Source organism: Staphylococcus sp. IVB6181 (assembly GCF_025561445.1).
GTDB classification, from domain to species: domain Bacteria; phylum Bacillota; class Bacilli; order Staphylococcales; family Staphylococcaceae; genus Staphylococcus; species Staphylococcus simulans_B.
Window position 1 is genome coordinate 152,580 of record NZ_CP095096.1, and the last position, 21,290, is coordinate 173,869.

The 21,290-nt window shown below is 35.4% G+C and carries 18 protein-coding genes; 11 read left to right on the forward strand and 7 right to left on the reverse strand.

The genetic code is table 11. The annotated features are described in order from the left end of the window. Positions 1–72 precede the first annotated feature (72 nt). The 3 genes from MUA90_RS00730 to MUA90_RS00740 are packed head-to-tail and all read left to right on the forward strand — an operon-like array spanning position 73 to position 2,969. Positions 73–1,602 (forward strand): UvrD-helicase domain-containing protein, encoded by a 1,530-nt coding sequence (locus MUA90_RS00730; RefSeq protein ID WP_262587701.1) that lies wholly within the window; start codon positions 73–75, stop codon positions 1,600–1,602. Between the two features lie 10 nt (positions 1,603–1,612). Next, a complete protein-coding gene (locus MUA90_RS00735) occupies positions 1,613–2,314 on the forward strand; it encodes a DUF4433 domain-containing protein (RefSeq protein ID WP_262587703.1) in 702 nt (233 codons plus the stop codon). Further along, positions 2,307–2,969, forward strand: a complete 663-nt coding sequence (locus tag MUA90_RS00740) for a DarT1-associated NADAR antitoxin family protein (RefSeq protein WP_262587704.1) — start codon at positions 2,307–2,309, stop codon at positions 2,967–2,969. The genes MUA90_RS00735 and MUA90_RS00740 overlap by 8 nt, the downstream gene beginning before the upstream one ends. Positions 2,970–3,409: 440 nt before the next feature. Here MUA90_RS00740 and MUA90_RS13995 read toward each other — a convergent pair. Beyond that, a protein-coding gene (locus tag MUA90_RS13995) for an IS3 family transposase (RefSeq protein WP_398577361.1) occupies positions 3,410–4,962 on the reverse strand; the annotation gives its coding sequence in 2 pieces (ribosomal slippage) (positions 3,410–4,282 and positions 4,285–4,962; 1,551 coding nt in all). Between the two features lie 315 nt (positions 4,963–5,277). Between MUA90_RS13995 and MUA90_RS00755 the strand changes: the two genes are divergently transcribed. The 3 genes from MUA90_RS00755 to MUA90_RS00765 are packed head-to-tail and all read left to right on the forward strand — an operon-like array spanning position 5,278 to position 6,692. Beyond that, positions 5,278–5,643: a hypothetical protein gene (locus tag MUA90_RS00755; protein ID WP_262587705.1), complete on the forward strand. Its 366-nt coding sequence runs from the start codon at positions 5,278–5,280 to the stop codon at positions 5,641–5,643. Between the two features lie 41 nt (positions 5,644–5,684). Continuing rightward, positions 5,685–5,945: a hypothetical protein gene (locus tag MUA90_RS00760; RefSeq protein ID WP_262587706.1), complete on the forward strand. Its 261-nt coding sequence runs from the start codon at positions 5,685–5,687 to the stop codon at positions 5,943–5,945. Beyond that, complete coding sequence (locus MUA90_RS00765) at positions 5,946–6,692, forward strand: Panacea domain-containing protein (protein WP_262587707.1); 747 nt, start codon at positions 5,946–5,948, stop codon at positions 6,690–6,692. 621 nt (positions 6,693–7,313) lie between these two features. Here the strand turns inward: MUA90_RS00765 and MUA90_RS00770 are convergent. The 4 genes from MUA90_RS00770 to MUA90_RS00785 form a co-directional block, all read right to left on the reverse strand. Next, positions 7,314–7,679 carry a DUF4870 domain-containing protein gene (locus MUA90_RS00770; RefSeq protein ID WP_262587708.1) on the reverse strand — a complete coding sequence of 122 codons (366 nt, stop codon included), beginning with the start codon at positions 7,677–7,679 and terminating at the stop codon, positions 7,314–7,316. 210 nt (positions 7,680–7,889) lie between these two features. Then, positions 7,890–9,386 carry a tripartite tricarboxylate transporter permease gene (locus MUA90_RS00775; protein WP_262587709.1) on the reverse strand — a complete coding sequence of 499 codons (1,497 nt, stop codon included), beginning with the start codon at positions 9,384–9,386 and terminating at the stop codon, positions 7,890–7,892. 16 nt (positions 9,387–9,402) lie between these two features. Next, positions 9,403–9,846: a tripartite tricarboxylate transporter TctB family protein gene (locus MUA90_RS00780; protein WP_262587710.1), complete on the reverse strand. Its 444-nt coding sequence runs from the start codon at positions 9,844–9,846 to the stop codon at positions 9,403–9,405. 14 nt (positions 9,847–9,860) lie between these two features. Beyond that, on the reverse strand, positions 9,861–10,841 hold the full coding sequence (locus tag MUA90_RS00785; RefSeq protein WP_262587712.1) for a tripartite tricarboxylate transporter substrate binding protein: 981 nt from the start codon (positions 10,839–10,841) through the stop codon (positions 9,861–9,863). Positions 10,842–11,172: 331 nt separating this feature from the next. Between MUA90_RS00785 and MUA90_RS00790 the strand changes: the two genes are divergently transcribed. Beyond that, on the forward strand, positions 11,173–12,804 hold the full coding sequence (locus MUA90_RS00790; protein ID WP_114604254.1) for a BCCT family transporter: 1,632 nt from the start codon (positions 11,173–11,175) through the stop codon (positions 12,802–12,804). A gap of 92 nt (positions 12,805–12,896) precedes the next feature. Here MUA90_RS00790 and speC read toward each other — a convergent pair whose 3' ends face one another. Beyond that, positions 12,897–15,071 carry an ornithine decarboxylase gene (gene speC, locus MUA90_RS00795; RefSeq protein ID WP_262587714.1) on the reverse strand — a complete coding sequence of 725 codons (2,175 nt, stop codon included), beginning with the start codon at positions 15,069–15,071 and terminating at the stop codon, positions 12,897–12,899. Between the two features lie 357 nt (positions 15,072–15,428). On the opposite strand from speC, the gene MUA90_RS00800 reads away from it, so the two are divergent. Beyond that, the gene (locus MUA90_RS00800) at positions 15,429–16,886 is read left to right on the forward strand and encodes a carbon starvation CstA family protein (RefSeq protein ID WP_105993935.1); all 1,458 of its coding nucleotides are present in this window, start codon (positions 15,429–15,431) and stop codon (positions 16,884–16,886) included. Positions 16,887–17,148: 262 nt separating this feature from the next. Further along, positions 17,149–17,253 (forward strand): putative holin-like toxin, encoded by a 105-nt coding sequence (locus MUA90_RS14000; RefSeq protein WP_398577362.1) that lies wholly within the window; start codon positions 17,149–17,151, stop codon positions 17,251–17,253. A gap of 753 nt (positions 17,254–18,006) precedes the next feature. Here the strand turns inward: MUA90_RS14000 and MUA90_RS00805 are convergent. Continuing rightward, positions 18,007–19,245, reverse strand: coding sequence for an ammonium transporter (locus tag MUA90_RS00805; RefSeq protein WP_262587717.1), 1,239 nt, complete (start codon positions 19,243–19,245; stop codon positions 18,007–18,009). Positions 19,246–19,476: 231 nt separating this feature from the next. Here MUA90_RS00805 and MUA90_RS00810 point away from each other — a divergent pair, with 231 nt between their 5' ends. Further along, on the forward strand, positions 19,477–20,586 hold the full coding sequence (locus MUA90_RS00810; protein WP_262587719.1) for an aminotransferase class I/II-fold pyridoxal phosphate-dependent enzyme: 1,110 nt from the start codon (positions 19,477–19,479) through the stop codon (positions 20,584–20,586). Further along, on the forward strand, positions 20,579–21,280 hold the full coding sequence (locus tag MUA90_RS00815; RefSeq protein ID WP_262587721.1) for a 6-carboxyhexanoate--CoA ligase: 702 nt from the start codon (positions 20,579–20,581) through the stop codon (positions 21,278–21,280). Before MUA90_RS00810 ends, MUA90_RS00815 begins: the two co-directional genes overlap by 8 nt. The last annotated feature ends 10 nt before the right edge of the window (positions 21,281–21,290 follow it).

Here is a 21,290-nt window from a genome sequence, read left to right on the forward strand (position 1 = left end):
ACAATAGGGGTTGCATACAATTATTTGACCATCTGATTTAGTTCAAAGCTATTATGAATGGGAGGAGTTAAAGTGTCAATACCAAAGCTGATTGGACATCAAACTGAAATTCTATATGTGCCAGATAATCAAAACATGGTAATTACTGGTAGTGCTGGATGTGGTAAATCATTATTAGCTATTTATCGTATTTATTGGCTCTCTAAAAAGTATCCAACAGAAAGCATAGTATTGTTAACCTTTAATAGAGCAGTTAACGATGATATGAATCGTAAACTAAAATACTTAGCAGAGCAATGGGGAGATGGGTTACCTCAGAATTTGACAATAATGACCTATCATAAATTTATGAGAGAAGTATTACAGAAATTAGTTGCAAATTACTCTGACAGATACTATGAATTGAACAAATACATAGGTTCAAAAAAATTGATACCTTACAATAGTAATAGGAATGTACAAATTAAAGCAGCATTAGAAAAAGTTAAAGAAAAATATAGTGATGAAGATGAAAGTACGTTTAATCGCCCATTACAAACATTTATTGATGAAGTAATTTGGCTACAACAAATGTCAGTGGATTCATATGAGATGTATGAAGAAATGGAACGCATTGGCAGAAGAGGGACACGTGTAGAGCGGTCTAAACGCAAATATTTTTATGAAGTATATGAAGCGTATTTAGGGATAAGACAAGAGGAAAATCGTTATTTTGATTTTGAAGATATTGGATCGATAATTTGTAAAATTATTGAAAAGCTCAAAGATGAACCTAATATTGAAACACTTACGAGTTATAAGTATATATTAGTGGATGAGTTTCAAGATTTTACTTCGGATATGTTGAAAACAGTTAATGTATTAAGTGATAGCACAGGAGCAATGGTTCTATTGGGAGATATTAATCAAGGTGTATTCGGAAAAAGGATCTCTTATAAGTCTTTAGGTATAGATATGAGGAGTTATAAAAAGTATCAGCTCAATCAAAATTATCGAAATAGTAAGCCAATTAGTGAGTTTGCATTGAAACTATCTCAATCTAAGTATTTTGATAAAAGTAATGAGTTCTATGCAGAGGCTAAACTAGGGGTTGGAGAAGGACCTAAACCTAAAATTATGAAGTACGATAACGAAAGCGACGAACTAACAATGATGTATCAGTTTCTTTCAAGTAATACCATTCAGCAGACGGATAGAAGTGTTTGTGTCATTTTACCAACAATCAAAGCACAAGAATTTACAGGTTATATGAAACATCATGGGCTAAATGTAGTGAGTGTTAAAGATAAAAATAAATTTGAAATAAGTAAATTATTCTATGGAACATATCGAGAAATAAAAGGTCTGGAGTTTGATATTGTCATTATGCCATTTTTAAGCGAATCTATATTTATTGAAAGTATTATGAATGACAACAAAGAACTTGAAATTGATAAAGATGATTGGGACTTAGAAGATATAGACGATGAAATTTTAGAGGCATATATTGCTCAATATTATGTCGGTGTAACGCGTGCTAAGGAAAAGTTAGTGATTATTCATTCAGGAAATAGAACTCCACTTATGCCTGAAGATTTATTTGGTGAATATGTTGAAGAATAGGAGGTAAAAAATGTTTGAATCAATTTTAAAAGAGCGTGAAATTACGAGATTATGTCACTTCACTAAATCTAAAAACTTACCTTTTATTTTAGGTGAAGGCATAGATAGTGACGATGGTATTCTAGCGAACAATTTTATATCTGATACTTCCTTTCTCGATAAAACAGATAAAGATAGATATGATAAGCATGAAGATTACATATGCACTTCTGTGCAGTATCCGAACTGCTATTATTTTTCATCAGTATTAAAGAGAAGTATTAATCAGATTTTTAATGAATGGGTTATTTTATTAATAGATCCAAAAGTTATTGATCAAACTACTAAATTTTGTTCGGTTAATGCTGCTACGAAAGGGGGAACATTAATAGAAAAGGGTCCTGAAGCATTAGAAAAAATGTTTGATGAAGTAGTAGTAGGAAAAACCGACTTTTATAGACCAGATAGTTATCCAGATAATACCCCGACTAATATACAAGGTGAAGTATTGGTATACAAAAAAGTAGCAAAAGAAGATATTATTGGACTTGTCTTTCCAACTGATAAAATTGCTGAGAATGAATGTTTACGGTTAGAACTTTGTGGTGTGAATATCAAAGATTATGATATTGTTTCGTCCAGCGATTTATTTGAAAAGAAAGAAGTGGTGAAATTATTAAAAAAAGGTGAGTTGCCTTATGAAAAGGTGATGAAAATAAGTAATCATGGCTGATAGATATGTATATTATATAGATAATCAAAGCTCGAAATTTATGAAAGAAAACATTACATTTCAATGGTATCCTGGATTTGCAAAAAAGCAAAAACAAAAGAGCGTGGTTAGTTTACACGAAGCATTTTTGTCATGTTTTCCTACCTCCAATGTACTTGAAGTATCGAGTAAATCTACAAATTCGGTGGGGGTTCAGGCAAGTGCATTCAATCTCAGTATTCAGACGGTAAAAGGACACACATTTACAGTTGAACAATTATTTCAATCTAGTAAAGTTTATAAAAAAGCAGGACGACACAACTATATGTTGAGAGACGGCTATACATCACGAGAGATGAAATTAAAATTAAAGCAAATAGACTCAAATGATGTAATGATTAGTTACCACTGCTTCGGAAGAGATTTCAAGTTGGAGCCCAAAACACTTTTCTATAATTGGTTATATGTTAATGCGTTAACTCAAAATGAAAAACTCGCTAATGAAATTCTAAAATATGATGCGTTTACTGATATAGAATTCAACCCTAAACGTTCCTATAATTGTCAGGCAGAAGCATGCTCTATTTATGTTTCACTTGTTAAAAGAGGTTTGTTAAATAAAGCATTAGAGAATTTGGAATCATTTGAAAGTGTTGTTTATGGTAAAGGTGAGTGAAACTGAAATTTTATGATGAAAGATAATGAAATAGACAAGTAAGACTACGGATCCTTATACAAAATGAGTGGAAAACATCGTATAAATTTAATCGATATAACATTTCTTTACTTTAAAGGAATTATGATAATTTTAGTAATCTAATTCCAAATAACTTTAATAGAAAAACACATTTGGATAACTTAAAAAGACATCCTGACATGGTCAAATAGTAGTTTGAACTGCTCCCTGTCAAGTAGACAGGAAAAAAACAAAAAATAATTTATTGGGAATCTGATAAACAAATTTTAAGTTACTGTACAAATGAGTTGATAAATCTCGTTTGTACAGTTTTTTTATTCTCCTAGCGCACTATCGTTTGCTTGATCTGGTAAAAAAAGTGGTGCGCTACGCACACTACTTCTTTTACCAGATTATTTAGGGTAGACATTAGTTAGAAGTTAAGCAATTAATCTTTCCATTTCCAAAGTAATTCTCTCATTGTTGTAAAAATCAATGTATTCTTTAAACTGCGAGCGTGCAGTTTTTATATCCTTGAATTTATAATGTCTATTACCGCGATAAATTTCTGATTTCATTATTCCCCAAAATGATTCCATTGGACTATTATCTATGCATCGTCCGACTCGTGACATGCTTTGAATAACACCTTGCTCATCGAGCAAGAATTTAAAATGTTTGCTTGTATATTGAAAACCTCTGTCGCTATGTAGTATTAAGCCGCTTATATTTTTCACTTTCTTTAACGCTTTATTGAAAGTATTAAAAACCAGCTGATTGTTATTTGAATAACTTATATCATAGCTTACAATTTTACCTGTTCCGAGATCTCTGATAGCGCTTAAATAAAATTTCCTTCCATTTTCTAAAATAAGTTCTGTCACATCTGTTACCCATTTTTTGTTAGCTTCCGTTTCACTAAATTCTCTATCTAATAAATTCTCTGCAGTAATAGTAGGTGTTGAGGGTCTATATCTTTTTCTTGCAGCACGTATGCAAGATTTTAGACCTAATTTTTTCATTAAACGATATACTCGTTTACGACTTACTTTTTTATCCAGTCTTAAACAGATATATATACGAATACGACGATAACCATATTTACCGTTGTATTTATTGAAAATCCACAAGATTTCTTTCATTAATATTTCATCTTCAATTTCACGCTGTGTTTTAAATTCTCTTCTCTTTCTCCACTTATAATAACTGGCTCTAGAAATTCCAACCACCTTACATAACAGAGTTATTGGATATTCATTTTTTAAGTCTTCTATTACAAGGTACTCAACTATTTGTCTAAACGGCGATTGATCAGCTCTCTTTCTTTCTCCTTCAACTTTTTTAAAATCTTGTTTTCCATTTCTAAGTATTTGATTCTTTCTTCAAGAGCTTTTGTTTTAGCTAATGCTTGTTCTTCATCAGTCATTGTCTGAGTTGGCTTACCTTTACCTCTTCCGTCTACAAGACCGGCACTTCCAAATTGTTCATATTTTTTAACCCAACTATATACTTGGCCATAATTAACATTATATTTTAAAGCTGTTTTCTTATAATCTTTTTCTGACTCAATACATGCTTCTACTATTTCTACACGTTCTTCGAACGTTGTTTTTCTCGCTTTCATTGAATACACCCCTAGTAATGGAGAATATGAAACATTCTCTTTTCCTAAAGTATATCGTTTTATCCAATCCCTAACAGTAGAATATGCTGGAATATTATATTTTATTGCTAAATCAACAGCAGAAACACCTTCAGTTAAGTATTCCTGAACAATTGTTTCTTTAAATGCTTTACTATAAGTATTATTGCTTTTCTTTGGTAATAGTACCTCAACGCCATGTACTTTATATTGGTGATATTTAAACATCACCTGTTTACGATTTAATTCTATACCACTCTTTTCTATAGCTTCATTACAACTATAACCTTCATCTATTAAACTAAATGTTAAGAGAAATAATTTAATGTCACTTTCGAGATATTTAGACATAAGAATGCTCCCCCTATAGTTTTGTTTTTTTAGTGTCTACTATAGGGGGAGCATATCATCATAGGAGTCGGGTGCTTTATTTTATGGAATTACTACATGTTTAAGGAGAGAGATTTGTAAGGAAAAAAGAGATGATAATTATTCAGGTAATGGAAAATATTATATAATTATAAAGAGTAAAGATTTAATGGTGAGCAGGCTAAAATATCTAGGTCTATACGGGATTAGACTTTCAAAAATAAGTTGAAAAAACTATAAGGAAAGTGTATGTTTTTAACAATGGTTAAGCTTAATTTACAGTTTGGATGAGGGCAAATGTATACTGGGTATTTTAATGTTATTTGCAAATTAGTCTCTTTGTTACTGCGTTGTCAAAATGAATATACCGAAAAGTTTTTAAATAATTATACTACTACTTACAATTTGAAAAAGTATTGTGTGTATAAAATTATTGATAAAAAGAGTGAAGAATATATTTTTGATTGGAATTTCCTAACTTATCTCAATGGATATTGTGATAAGTTAATAGAAGTACAAATTGAACTTGAAGAAGAAATTGGAAATCACTTCAAAATAAGTATAGATAGTAGAGTTAAGCAACCAGAATCAAGGTTGTCTAAACTGTTAGTGTATAGGTTTGAAAAGATGAAAAAGGAAAGACACCATTACGTAAATGTTTAAATGACTTGTTTGGATGCAGGTTAATTTTAGATATTTCTAATTTGGAAGATTTTTTTGAACAACTAAACAAATATTTAGATAAAACATTAAATATTAAAACAACCTATAATGATAAAAACGGGTACAAAGCTGTCCATATTTATTTACGTGGTGAAAATAACAAGTGTTTTCCATGGGAAATACAAATTTGGAATAGCAAAGATGAAGAAAGTAATAGAGAATCGCATAGTAAATATAAACAAGATTATTTAAAATGGCCCAAAATAGTAAAGGAAATAATTGTGACAAAGGAGGGAAATTAAATGTTTAAACATTTTCTGTTGATAATACCTGATCATAAACATGGACGTAGGGTTGGATGGCATAAATTAATCACCGCTGCGGATGACTATAAATATATAAAACACACTGTGCAAAAGATAACTTCTGAAGTAGGGGGAGCACAACTTGCGTCACATATAATCACTACAGATTCAGATGAAATTAGTTCTATAAAACAAAAAGACACGTTTTTTTCAGATATTGATTTTTTTGAAAATGAGGATGACTTTATAAATTATTATAAAAATGAAAAAGAACTTACTGCTAATGATGTGGCTAACTACATTTTAAGTTATGGGAAAAATATTACTCATTTGAAACTACAAAAGTTAACGTATTTGTGTTATGAGAATGTATTAAAAAAATTAAATTTCAAACTTTTTGATGATAATATATATGCCTATAAACTTGGTCCTGTAATTGATAGCATATATTCAAGGTATAGAAATGGTGGTAAAGATATATTAGATATTGAAGAGGATGATAGTATTTACCTTTCTGAAAGTGATTTGTTAATAAAACCGTCCCTAAGCAGAGTATTGTTTTCAGAGAATGGAGTTAAGGTTTTGCAAGTTATTGATACTACATTAGAAGAATATATTGATTATTCAACGAGTGCATTGGTAAATATTACCCATGAAGAAGGAACTGCTTGGAATAACACATATATAGAAGGCGTAAAGAATAACATAATATCTGATGAACAGATATTAACAAGTAGTAAATAAAGTGATTAAATTCATATTTGTAAAACCAGCTTCTTCTATATTGAGGAAGTATGGTTTTATTTTTTTCTAATTAGTCATTGTAGTACTTGGTATGGAAGACTACTTGGCGGTGAAAATTCGTTACAAGTTTGACAGTATGAGCTATTAGTGAATGACAAGGAAGTCAATCGTGAGGTAGAACCTAAAGGAAGCCGGACGCAAAGACTCGTACTGAGGAACAAAGACTTCATAGAGAAGCCTCATAAAAAGAAACATATTCCAAAAAATTGAAAAGGAATTTATAGAAGCGCCACAAGAGTTAAAGTATCTATTATATTTTAAGAAACTAAATCATAAAGAAACGCAAGAGTTGTATGAACTGATGAACAATATATTGTACAAATATAGTAAACATCCCATTTGAAATGAAGCAGTGTATAAAAGGAATAAGAAGGTATTGTTAGGAAATACGATATTTTGTCCGTACTTTAAAAAATTTGAGTTAATAAATAAGGCAGACGGCAAAAGATATGAAAAGAATGCTGCATCCTAAAACAATGTATTATACGCACATAAAGTACCCCCTAAAGCTGGATAATGCGACTTTAGGGGGTAAATTCATTTTTAGGAAATTTTCGAATCCTATTTAATAAATCTGATTGATAGTGGTACTTCATAGTCTTCGCCTTGATTCGTTTTAACAATAGCGATGATGGAATAAACTGTTGAAGCAATAACAAGAATCGGAAGGATGAGGAATCCAATCAATATGAAACAAAGCAATGTGGCTGCGATTCCGTAAATAAAATAACTGATAACGTAATTCCAATAGTTTTTACCTTGTTGATTGATGAAAGGAGATTCATCCTTTTTGATAAGCCAGATGATGAGCGGGCCGATCAATCCAGTGAAAATGTTTAAAAGCCATAGTAGCATGGCCATTGTTCGTTCTTCTTGAGGAACAGGTTGAAATGCATTTTTTTGTGTTGAACTGTTAATTAGATCCATATTCTTCACCTATATTTTTGTATTTGAGATGTTGAAGTCAGGTTTCTATCTCAAAATAATAATCTCACAGTAAAAATAGGTTGTACAGTTAAAATTAGATGGATTTAATGAAGTTTTCGTAAGTTTCGATTGGAAATTAAATTGGATAGATATAGATGAGCATGATATAGAGATACAAAAACATCGACCTTTTTACAGGCCGATGTTTTATTATGCCGTTTTCTTCTTGCGTTTCACGAACTTAAGTATCAATGGATAAGTGAGTGAAAGTATGGTCATGATTGTCAGTACGATACTAATCGGTGAACCAAAGAAGATATCGAATATGTTGTTGTTGCTGGTGATTAAACTTTTACGGAAATTTTGTTCCATATCTGATCCGACAATGGCAGCGAGTATTAATGGTGCCATCGGGAAGTCTAACAGTTTTAAGCCTAAGCCGAGTAAACCGAAGACTAATAAGATATAGAAATCTACGACACTGTAGCCTAGTGTATAAGTTCCTAAGTATGCGAGTACTAAAATAATCGGATACAAGACTTTAGGCGGTGTACGCAAGATTTTAAGTAATAAACCGATTAAAGCAATGTTGATGATGACTAAGAAGATGTTGCCGATGAACATGCTGTTGATTAATGTCCAAATGGTTTCTGGTTCATTCTCAAAGAGAAGCGGTCCTGGCTGCAGACCTAACATAATGACTGCCCCTAAAATAACAGCGGTTGTACCTGAACCCGGCACGCCCATTGTCAGTAAGGGAATCAAAGCACCGACAGAAGCGGCGTTGTTGGATGCTTCTGGTGCGGCAACACCCTCAATAGCACCTTTACCGAAGTCTTTGCCGTTCTTGTTGACTTGGCGTTCTGTAGAGTAACTTAGCATAGATGCTATAGAACCTCCGGCACCAGGTAAGACACCGATCACAAAGCCTAATGGACTTTGTCTTAACATAGTCCACCATGTACGTTTCCAATCTGTTTTAGTCAGTTTCATAGCGCCTAGTTTGGCATCAGGCGGCTTTAAAGCTTCTAGATGCATATAATTGTATAGAACTTCTGCGACTGCATAGACACCGATGATAACAACTAAGAAGTTGATGCCTTCGCTCAGGTGAGGAATGTCGAAGGTGAAGCGGTAAACACTTGTCTGTAAATCGACACCTACAGTACTGACCATTAAGCCGATGGCAGTCGCAATAAAACCTTTAACCATCTTACCAATTGAAAGTGAAACAATGGTTGATAGTGTAAATAAGAATAAGACGAAGTATTCTCTTGGTCCGAATTGAAGCGAGAAGTCGGACAGCGGTTTGGCGAGAACGATAAATCCGATAACTGTGACAATCCCGCCGATTAATGATGCTACTGCAGAAATCGTTAATGCTTTACCCGCTTCTCCATTCTTCGTCATCGGATACCCATCAAATGTGGCTGCGATTGCGGAACCATCACCTGGTGTATTTAACAAGATGGAACTGCGAGATCCCCCATACATCGCGCCATAATAAATCGCAATCATTAAAATCAAGGCACTTACCGGTTCCATACCAAACGTGACAGGAATCAAGACCGCAACTGCAGTTGCAGGGCCCAACCCCGGCAGCATGCCTACTATTGTCCCTAAGAAACCGCCAATCAATACCCAAAGCAAATTCATGGGGTGAAAGGCAGTTGTGAGACCCTCTAAGAAAGTGTTGATATCTCCCATATTGCTCCCCCTTGTCTTATGGTAAACTCACATCTAATAATTGCGAGAAGGTATACCATGTAATTCCTGAAAATACGAGCGCAACAATAATATTTTGAAGCCAGTGTTTCACCCCATTAATTAAAAACAACACGCCTCCTAAGAAGAGGATAGTCGAAATTAAGAAACCTAAGCGTTCGAATATTAAAGCATAAATAATAATCATCACAATCGTTGCGCCTAAACGAATCAGTGTTTTCTTTTGAAGTAATAAATCGAGAATCTCAAAGTGCTCATGGCGACGTTTATATTCTTGGAAGAAATAAATCACACTCATCACAATGAGCAGCGTCGCAATGAGTAACGGAAAGTACATCGGACTGTTCGGGTCGCCGATACGAGACCGTTGTACATTAAGTGTCAGTACCAGATAAATAATCCCTAATAATGTAAGGAGAATCGGTGGTAAAAGTCGTGCCATACAATGTCCCCCCCTTAAAATCCAGCATCTTTAATGAGCTGATCATATTTTTTACGTTGTTCTTTTAAGAACTTTTCAGATTCATAGCTGTCTTTATAGAAATTGTCCCAATCATTGTTTTTGCGTAAATCTTGCCATCCTTTAGAACGGACAACTTTGCGCATAGTCTTATCCCAATAAGCACGTTCTTCTTTGGTCATATCTTTTGTGCCCATGACACCGCGCCAGTGCGGGAAGACCATATCGACGCTTTGTTCTTGCCAAGTAGGTACGTCTTTAATCCCTTTAATACGTTTCTCTGATGAAACTGCCAACATTTTGAGTTTATGTACTTGATGCTGCTCTTTTACTTCTGATACTGCAGTAGAAGCTACATCGACATGTCCTCCCAGCAATGCTGTCTGTAAATCTCCGCCGCTTTTATAGACGAGGAAGTCTAATTGATCGACATCCACACCGTATTGTTTAGCAGCTTGTACAAAAGCAAGATGGTCATTGTTGCCAAGACCTGGTGCGACACCGATAGTTAAGGATTTCGGATCCTTCTTCAGCTTGTCCATGACTTCTTTACCAGAATTCAAATTGGATTTGTTAGAAGCTGTTAAGCTGATCCATTCTGTTGCTAATATAGCAATCGGTGTGAAATCATCTTCACTTAAATCGCTGAGCCCCAGTTCTTTGTTTGAAAGCAATAAACTAGAGTTGATTGCGATGGTATTCGGCGAGCGAGACTTTAAATATTGCCAACCGACTTCACCGCCTCCGCCAGGTTTATTAATCACGGTGATGTTTTGTTTTGTCAGATTTTCATCTAACATGACTTTTTGAATCGCACGAGCTGTTGTATCCCAACCGCCGCCAGGCGATGCTGGCGCAATAATCTCTACTGTTTGATTCGGAAAGTCTATAGAAGCAGACTGCTTTTCATCATCTTGCTTGCCGCAGCTTGCTAAAAGTACTGTCAAAATTAACACGAAGCACCCCAATCTTCGCATAAAAATCCCCCTTTGTTTAAAAATATTCAATTTTCTAATAATTTATCACAATTTTCAAAAATCAACAATAAAGCATAGATGTTTTTAATATATAAATATTAAAGAGGATAATTATGGAAATAGATATAAACTGAGACGGGGAATAATAAGTGTTGCTACAATACTGATTAGTGTTAATAAGCAATGTGCTAATAATTCCTTTTAAACATTCATGTAATCAATTAAATAATAGTCAAAATATTTTTAATGACGAATTGTGATTATCTTCTGTTTGTGTTTTAATTAAACAAACGCTTGTTTGAGCAAGCGGGAAGGGGATTTATAATTCAACATGAAAACCAGGAAAGAAAAACATAGAAATATAGTTTATTTCACTTCGGTAGGTATTATCCTGCTAGCAACATTGGTTGCGGGAATTTTCCCAAAACTCTTCGGTAAATATGCACAAAGTACGTATGACGTGATTGCAGGGACATTCGGCTGGCTCTTCTTAGTTATTATCGTTGTACTGGATATCTTCTTAATTTCGTTAGCCGTATCACGTTTCGGACGTTTCAAACTTGGCGCAGATGATTCTGAACCGGAATTCTCATTCATGTCTTGGATCGGGATGTTATTCTCGGCAGGACTGGGTGTCGGTATTGTCTTTTGGGGTGTTGCAGAACCTTTAACACACTTCTTGCATTCGCCATTCCCAGGAACAGTGAAAGATCAGTCAGAAGAATCCGCACGTTTAGCCATGGGCTATACATTCTTCCACTGGGGTATCTCTCAATGGTCGATTTTCGCTATGGCAGGTTTAGTAGTGGCTTACTTCCAATTCCGTAAAAAGCGTAACGGATTAATTTCAACAGCGATGGAACCGGTATTCGGTGAAGCGTATCCTAGACCTGTTCGTAATCTGATTGATATTTTAGCGATTATCGCAACAGTAATGGGGATTGCGACATCAATCGGTTTAGGTATTATGCAAATCAGCGGCGGTTTGCATCATGTATTTAATGTACCGAATACAAACGTAACCAAAGTTGCGATTACAGTATTAATGGTATGTATCTTCCTAGGTTCAGCTTTAACCGGTCTAAACCGCGGTGTGAAATGGTTAAGTAATATTAATATCGGCCTTGGTGCTATTTTATTAATCTTTATCTTAATCTTCGGAGACTTAAAATTCGTATTAGAGTCTTATACATTAGCTATAGGTGATTACTTACGTCACTTTATTGAATACAGTTTACGTGTGAATCCATATTCAGGAGAGAACGGATGGGTTCAAAAATGGACAGTCTTCTATTGGGCATGGGTCATTGCGTGGTCGCCGTTTATCGGTGGTTTCGTTGCACGTGTATCAAGAGGACGTACTATTCGTGAATTCGTTATCGGCGTATTAATCATTCCGCCATTAATTTCATTTACATGGATTGCAGGTTTCGGCGGTACTGCACTTAAGATCGCATTAACGCAAAATACTGGAATTGAAAAGATTGTAGATAAAGATTACTCAGTCGCATTGTTCGAGTTGTTAAAACAATTCCCAATCTCAGACATTACAAGTATTTTAGCAATCGCACTTATCTTCATCTTTATCGTCACAAGTGCCGACTCTACGACACATATTGTCGCAAGTATGGCTACGGGCGGTGTAGATAACCCGAATATAAAAGACAAAGTTATTTGGGGTCTGCTTATCGGTGCTATCTCAGTCACAATGACCATTGCGGGCGGACTGACAAGTCTGCAGACTGCATCACTTGTGACAGGCTTGCCATTCTCGATCATTCTGATACTCATGATTGTGTCTATCATGCGTGCATTGCGCAGAGAACACACGAAACACTTCCAAATGTCTTATATCGATGACGATACAGACTACTCTATTCCATTAGAGAAACGTGAAAAAGAAATCGAGAAAGAAGAAGCAGAAGCAGCCAACGACACAAAAACCAATGATAAAGAACAATAAATGCATTAACAAAAAGACGCTGAAAGCCTTTGAGGTTGTCAGCGTCTTTCTTTCTGGAGAGATATGGATAATCATTTCCTTCACCAATTAAGTTAAGTGAATGTTTGTTTATCATATACATAAGCAAATGCGGCAATATGGTTGTGATGTTGTTCAAAGTAAACACCTTGGATTTCAGGTGCTAAACCTGGAAATCGGTTGATACATTCTTCTAAAGCCAGAAAATAAGATTGTGCATGTTCGTTCCAAACTTCTCCTGGGACCACACAGAATATACCTGGCGGATACGGCAAGGCACCTTCAAGTGCAGTTTCACCTTTGATTTCGGAAACTTTGACCAGTTTGCTGTGACCTTTTTTGAATGCAATATTCGCTGCTTTAGGAGACATGTTTTGGACTGGAAAGTGTGCTTTCAAAAATAAAAATTTCTGAAGCTCTTTGGAATCATGAAACTTATACATATCATGCATTTCTTGGCAGAGTTGTTTAATTGTATAGCCGTTGTAGCGCTCAGCATAATGGCTGTACAATTCCGGCAATACTTCTTCTAAAGGTGCATCTGTATGAATATAGTGTTCGAATTGAAGCAGGCGTGTAATCAGATTATCGATTTTTATCTCATCTTCTGCAGGTGTCATCAAAAATAATATAGAATTCAGGTTGTTCTTTTCTGCTATAATGCCGTGTTCTTTTAGGAAACATGTTAACACAGCTGCAGGAATACCGAAGTCAAGGTAAGTATCGTTTTCTGTGTTGATACCTGGCGTTGTTAAGATTAATTTAAATGGATCAATAAAATATTGTTCTTTCTCATATTCAGAGAACCCATGCCATTTTTCTTCAGGTCGGAACTTCCAATAATCAATATTCGACATGATATTTTCAGTCGCTGCTTTTTCCCAATTTTTCCCATTTACTTTTTCTGGAATGAAAGGCTTGATTAATGAACAGTATTTAGCAATTTTTTTCCGAGCACTGATAGAAGTTTTTAAACATGATTCCCACATCTTGCGTCCTAAGGCGCCTTCTTGCATTTTGGCATTGATATCCAACGACGCAAATAAAGGATAAAACGGCGACGTTGTAGCATATTGCATATATGCGTTATTGAAACACTTATGATTAATGTAGCGATGCTGTCCTTTGATATGTTTATCTTTTTTATGAATCTGCGATGTTTGCGAAAAACCCGCTTGCTGCTTATGCACAGATTGTACGACAAAGATGCCAGGGTCATTTTCATCTAAGTCCAAAAGCAGCGGAGATGCATGTTTCATCAAAGGAATAAATTGTTCATATCCTACCCAAGCTGAATCAAATAAGATGTAATCGCATAAAGGACCGATTTTTTCTACCACGTCTTTAGCGTTGTAAATTGTACCGTCATACGTACCAAGCTGTATTACCGCAAGTCTGAAAGGACGCTGCCACTCTGCACGCTCCGGATCTATTTTTCTAACCTCTTCACGCAAGAAGTTTTCATCAAAATCTTTGATATTGATTCCGCCGATTAATCCGTAATGGTCTCTTGCCGTCTGCATGTAAACAGGACGACCGCCTTCTTTGACTAATGCGGAAGTATAGACTGACTTATGGTTATTGCGGTCGAATAAGATTAAATCATCCGGTGACACTGCAGATGCGACGGCGATACTGTTAGATGTTGTAGAACCACCCATAACAAAATAAGTTTTGTCTGCGTTATATACTTTAGCCGCATGCTTTTGTGCTGCTTTTGCAGGCCCTTCATGAATCAATAAGTCCCCAAGGTCTGTATCAGCGTTACACAGGTCAGATCTGAAAATATTCTCACCGAAAAAGCGATAGAATTGTCTTCCGGCAGGTTGTTTCAAAAAGTAACGTCCGCCTTGATGTCCAGGACAATCAAATTGTATATTCCCTTGTGAAGTATAGGCTTTCAATGCTTTGAAAAATGGAGGGAGCAGACTGCTTTCATAATGTTCGATGAGTGATTCGATTTTTCGATTATCGAAATCTCTATTGCAAGTATGTTTTCCATCTATAAAGTAAGCAATGCAATTCAAATGCTTTTCAATAAGGTTTTGTGCATGTGCTTTGACAATAATCAAAGGTATCGAAATTTCCTCGGAAATATATTGCTCAATCATTCGTTTGTCGTTGTCTGTTAAAATAAACGCTCCGACATCCGTATAATCAAAACTACAACTTTCTATATTGATTACTCGTCGTTTTGAATCAAAATGTGGTCTAGCACTTTTGCTTGAAGCAATCATCAAATTTTCCATTAAGTCACCTCCAAAAAGTGATCATGATTGAATTTCTGAAAATCATGTTATAACTGGGTTAATGAAAGTTCAATCATAGAAGTGCCTTTAAAAGTAATCTTAGTAAGTCGCTAATAAAAGAACAGGCTTGTTTATATTTTATTAATAGTTAGTGGCAGGGAAGTGTAGAAAATGCGTACTAAACATTCCATAAAATTTAAATGAAGCAGTTAAAATGCTTCGTATCACTCTTATAACTGTTACCTATTTCACAATCTTGTGACAATTTGAAAAATGTGGTTCAATTAAGAAAACGCTTTCACAAAGTTGACACATCTAGAATCGCATCTGAAAGAGAAATAAAAGGGGGATTGTGGAATGGTTACTTTTATTGTTTCAATCATTTTACTGATTGTAGGTTATTTCACTTATGGGAAGTATATTGACAAGATGTTCGGTCCTAAAGAGGCAAGACCGACACCTGCACATCATCAGCGTGATAATGTGGACTATTTACCGATGAAGACATCATCCAACTCCTTGATTCAATTACTGAATATTGCAGGGGTGGGACCTATCTTCGGTCCGATTATGGGGGCATTATACGGACCAGTCGCATTCTTATGGATTGTCTTAGGATGTATCTTTGCAGGAGCGGTACATGATTATTTAACGGGTATGATTTCTATTCGAAATAAAGGGGCACATTTACCGGAACTTGCGAGTAAATTCTTAGGCAAGGTGATGAAACACTTCGTCAATGTCTTCTCGATTTTATTATTACTACTCACAGGGACAGTTTTCGTTACAAGTCCAGCCTTATTATTACATAATTTAATGGATGGACGTATTGCGTTAGGCATCATTATCTTCGTGATCTTCGTATACTATATTCTATCTACGATTTTACCGATTGATAAAATTATTGGTCGTATTTATCCGATTTTCGGCGCCTTATTATTAATCAGTGCTATCGGCATGGGTTTTCGTTTAATCCAAACAGGCGCACATATTCCTGAATTAAGTTTGCAGAATATGCATCCGGATGGTGCACCGATATTCCCATTATTGTTCTTCACAATTACATGCGGTGCGTTATCAGGCTTCCACGCGACACAAACACCTATTATTTCACGTACGACAAACAATGAAAAGAACGGTCGTTTTATCTTCTACGGCATGATGGTCGCAGAAGGTGTCATTGCGATGATTTGGGCAGCTGCGGGTATGAGTTTGTTCAATGGTTACGAAGGATTACAAAGTGTATTAGCACAAGGTGAAGCAGCATTAGTAGTAAGTAAAGCTTCTCATTTATTGCTAGGATCAGTACTAGGTACAATTGCGGTATTAGGTGTGATTGTATTACCTATTACTAGTGGTGATACATCATTTAGAAGTGCACGTATGATTATCGCAGACTACTTGAAGGTTAATCAGCGTTCATTATGGAAACGTATTATGGTTGCGGCACCATTATTCGTAGTTAGTTTCGCATTGACACGTATTGATTTCACTATCTTATGGCGCTACTTCTCGTGGGCTAACCAAACAACTGCGGTTGTTGCTTTATGGGTAGGAGCAATGTATCTATTGCTTGCGAAGAAGAACTTCTGGGTTGCGGCAGTACCTGCTACATTCATGACTTGGAATATCTTTGTATATATTTTAAGTCAGAAAATCGGCTTCGGTTTAGATTTAACATTAAGCTATTATCTCGGAGCGGTACTGACTCTATTATGGGTCGCATACTTTATTTATCAATATAAGAAAGTGACATCCGAAGTAAAATTTGAACTTGATCATCATATTTCAAATCAGCATACACAAGTCGTATAAATAATCACCCCGCTTCTTAAAGAAAGAGGCGGGGTGACACTATATGACCAAGTAGTTTTAATTTTTGTAAAAAATGTTATTCTTTTGCATACAAACTCTATGTAATTGAGAATAAAACCATAAAATTTTCCTATGTCTTAATGTAAAATGACTGTTCATAACTTATAATGAAAAAATGAGAAAGTTGAATAGATGGTGGCAAATCTGATGAGAAGGAGGTGGTGCCTATGGGACCGCTGAATTCTAAAGAAAGGTTTGTAATATGAGTGTATTTGAAGCTATTAGCCTCATGATCATGTTCTGTGAACTACAGTTCGTAATCGTGACGTTCATTATTTCATATATCTCAAAAAACGAAAAAAAATAACCCATCTAATCAATTTTGACTGAGTTAGATGGGTAAACCTATTAAAGCAATGTCACCGTCTTTTTAACGGTCTCAAGCGTCGTGTAAGAGCACGGCGCTATTTTTAATACAATAGTATTATCCCATGAAATAGATTAAAAGTATAGTGAGAAGATAAAAGGATTTAAAACCTTTAGAAAATGAGCGTTGATAAAATGACGAGAAAATAAGTTGAATGAGCATATTAGAAGCAATCAGTTTAAAGGTAATAATCTGTGAAGTGCAGTTCGTAATCGTAAAGTCCATTATTTCATTGGACTTGAAAAATAAAAAAACCCATCTAATCAATTTTGACAGAATTTAGATGGGGAAAACTTGTAATTAATGTTACCGTAATTTTAAAGATCTCAAGCGTCGTGTTGGAGCACGGCGCTCTATGAATACAAAAATATAAAAATGAGTGTATTTGAAGCAATTAGCCTCATGATAATATTCTGTGAATGACAGTTCATAATTGTGATGTTTATTAATTCATTCATCTCAAAAAAAGACAAAAAACAACTCATCTAATCACTTGGACAGTTTAGATGGTTTAAAAATCCTAATAAAATGTCACCGTCTTTTTAACGGTCTCAAGCATCGTGTTAGCGCACGTTGCCTGTAACATGGAAATATTATCGCATAAAATAATTAAAAAGTATAGTGTTTTATCTATAAAATTTTAAATTTTTTGAATTCTATCTCTGACAAAATAGCGAGGTGAAGTACTAAACCTTATAATCTGTGATTCAATTTGTTAAGCTCACCATAGAAATAAGCACGTTCCCCATGTTGTATATAATCCAGACCTACTTCTTCTTCTGTTGTGCCTAATTCACTAAAGCGGCCAATAATCTTAGCAATAAGGAAGGTCATGATACCACTGAAGAGCAGTGTCACAGCGACTGCGATGAACTGTACAACAACTGCATACCAATTGCCTCCTAATAGCAGACCATCCGCAATTTTAGAATTGATTTGATGGGATTGAAAGACACCTGTCAATAAAGCACCGATAATTCCACCCATACCATGTAAACCAAAAGCATCTAAAGCGTCGTTGTAGTTGAGCTTGACCTTAATATAATTAATGGTGAAGAAACAACCTATACCGCCGATACCAGATAAGATTAATGCACTGATTAAATGGACATATCCCGCAGCAGGCGTAATGGTGACAAGCCCTGCCAGCACACCAGATAACATACCCACTAAGCTGGTTGTACGTTTAGTGAGGTATTCCATTGCCATCCAAGAAAGCGCACCTGCACTTGCGCCGAGTACTGTGTTAACGAACGCAGTCATCGCAATTGCATTGAATGTGTATGCGCTGCCTACATTAAATCCATACCAGCCCAGCCAAACCATGATGGCGCCGATTAAACTAATAACCAGATTGTGCGGCGGTCTTTTATCAAAGGTGCGTCCTGCGCCAATCATCATAGCTAATACAAGTCCGGAAACACCAGATGAAATATGTACAACCGTACCGCCTGCATAATCAATTGCGCCAAGACGATCAATCCAACCGCCGCCCCATACCCAATGCGCGACAGGACTATATACCACAATGACCCAAACAAAGACAAAAATGAGGTAAGGGAAAAACTTCATCTTCTCAGAAATCGAACCAGATAAGATTGAAACAGCAATCGTACAAAACATAAGTTGGAAAATCATAAATAAAGCAAACGGAATATGCGGTGAAAGTTCCGTTTGTGTTGAAAAGCCGACATGCTGCGCAAAGAAATATTGAAGTCCGCCGATCCATGATGTTCCTGGCGCAAAACTAAGTGTAAAACCTAATACAATCCAAGCAACAGTCACAACCACAATGGCAGCCATACTTTGCATAATCGTATCTAAAACATTTTTAGACTGCACTAACCCTCCATAAAACAAACTCAACCCAGGTGTCATTAACCACACTAAAAGCGTACATAAGAAAATAAATAAAGTATCGTTGATATTCATGATGTCTTCACTCCTTAAAAAGAGCATAGCGTGTCACACTTTAAAGTGCAAAAATAGGTGAGAAAAACTAACACGATAGGTGAGAAAATATGACATGGCAGTCTAGCGGGATGACTATAGAGACTTCTTTATACTATATGTAAACTTATATAAAATAAAAGTTTACAATTGTGATTACTCCCCTTATTCTATTAGTAGCGACTATAAAATTACTTACAAAAGAGGGTATTTATGGACTTTCATCAAAAATTAAAAAATATTCAGCAACAAGGAAATTTAAGAACTTTAAAAACAGTGGATCAGTTAAAAGGAAAATACATAACCATGGAAGGTCGCACTTTTATTAATTTCACTTCGAATGATTATTTGGGACTGGGTCAGTTACCACTCGCTCATACTGAAGGTTTTGAACGCTGTAATTTATCTAGTTCAAGATTAGTAAGCGGTAACGATAATTTGTATCAGCAAACTGAAGAGGCTATAGCTGATGCATTACCATTTGAAGCATGCTTAATAACAAATAGTGGCTATGATGCTAACCTTGCAGTGTTTAATATATTTAAGGGAGAAAATGTAATAGTTTTATCTGATGCGGCGAACCATGCGAGCTTGATTGATGGTATTAAATTAAGTGGTTTAAATAAAATGATTTACTCTCATTTGGATTACAAGGCTTTAGATCATTTTATAGATGACTTGCCTAATGATATGACGAAAGTGATCGTGACGGACTCGGTATTTTCAACTGATGGTGACAAAGCGGATTTGAAGGAATTATTTCAAATCAAAGAGCGCCATTCCAATATATTGTTGCTTGTAGATGATTCTCATGGCTTCGGATTAGGACTAGATTTAGATTATAGTAAGGTTGATATTTTAACTGCAAGCTTGTCTAAAGGAATGGGGGCTTATGGCGGTGTTATTTTATGTCCTTCTATTGTTAGAGAACTTATAATCAATACAGGACGTGCAGTGATTTACTCTAGCGGTTTGCCGGGAGCAGTATTGGTGCAACTTAAACAGAAATATCAGGCGTTATTAGATGCTGATAAAAGCAGAGGGAAGTTGAAGCGTCTTAGCGACTGCTTTAATGATTATTTCCAACCGTTATGGACGGAATCGATATTTACAGACACACCTATCAAAGCAATTGAATTTAAAACCCATGAACAAGCAGAAAATATTTATCAAACATTGTTGGATCAAGGCATACTGGTCAGTTATTTCCGTTATCCTACAGTTTCACTTCCGACCTTACGTATTTCATTGAACACATACATTGATGAGGCAGATATCAAGCAGTTGTTTAATATAGTTAAAGGGGTGGTGACACATGTATAGTGTGAAAATGCGTGCAAACCGACACGATATCCATATCAGCGGAGCAGAAACACTATGTGAAGCTTCAGAACTTCCAACTGTATTACAAACTTTTTATCAAAAAGGTTTCTTTCATCAGAATGGGCAGCCTGACTTTATGAACTTAAAGATTGAGAAGGTGACATCACCTGTTTTAAGACTGCCGGCACTCTCGATTATTGATGATAGCAACGCAGATTTAACACAACTATGTCGTCAAAACGGTATTACAGAGAAAGCCTTAAACCAAGGGTGGTCTTATATCAAAAATGCCACATGTTACAGAGGTGCAGTCATTTTATGTGCTGAAACAGGTAAGCGTCTTGATAAAACAAATGAACGTGGGGTACGTGCAACGCGATTTGCGTTCAAACAAAATAGTGAAGAGGCAACACTTAATGATAGAGTTCAAGATGCCTTAGCGATTGCGACGATATTGTCACATAATCCTAATGTAAGGGGAGAACTTTGTGTATCTGATGATTTACATTATACGACTGGTTATTTTGCGACGAGTCAAACAGGTTATCATCGTTTGCATCATTTAAAAGAAGATAATACCAGAGAGGGAGGAAGAGTGATATTTGCGGATGAAAATATTGATATTCAAGACTACATCCATTTCATAGAAGAGATACCTAAGCTAATCACTTATTCAGAAATACTTAAAACATAAAATCCGCAAA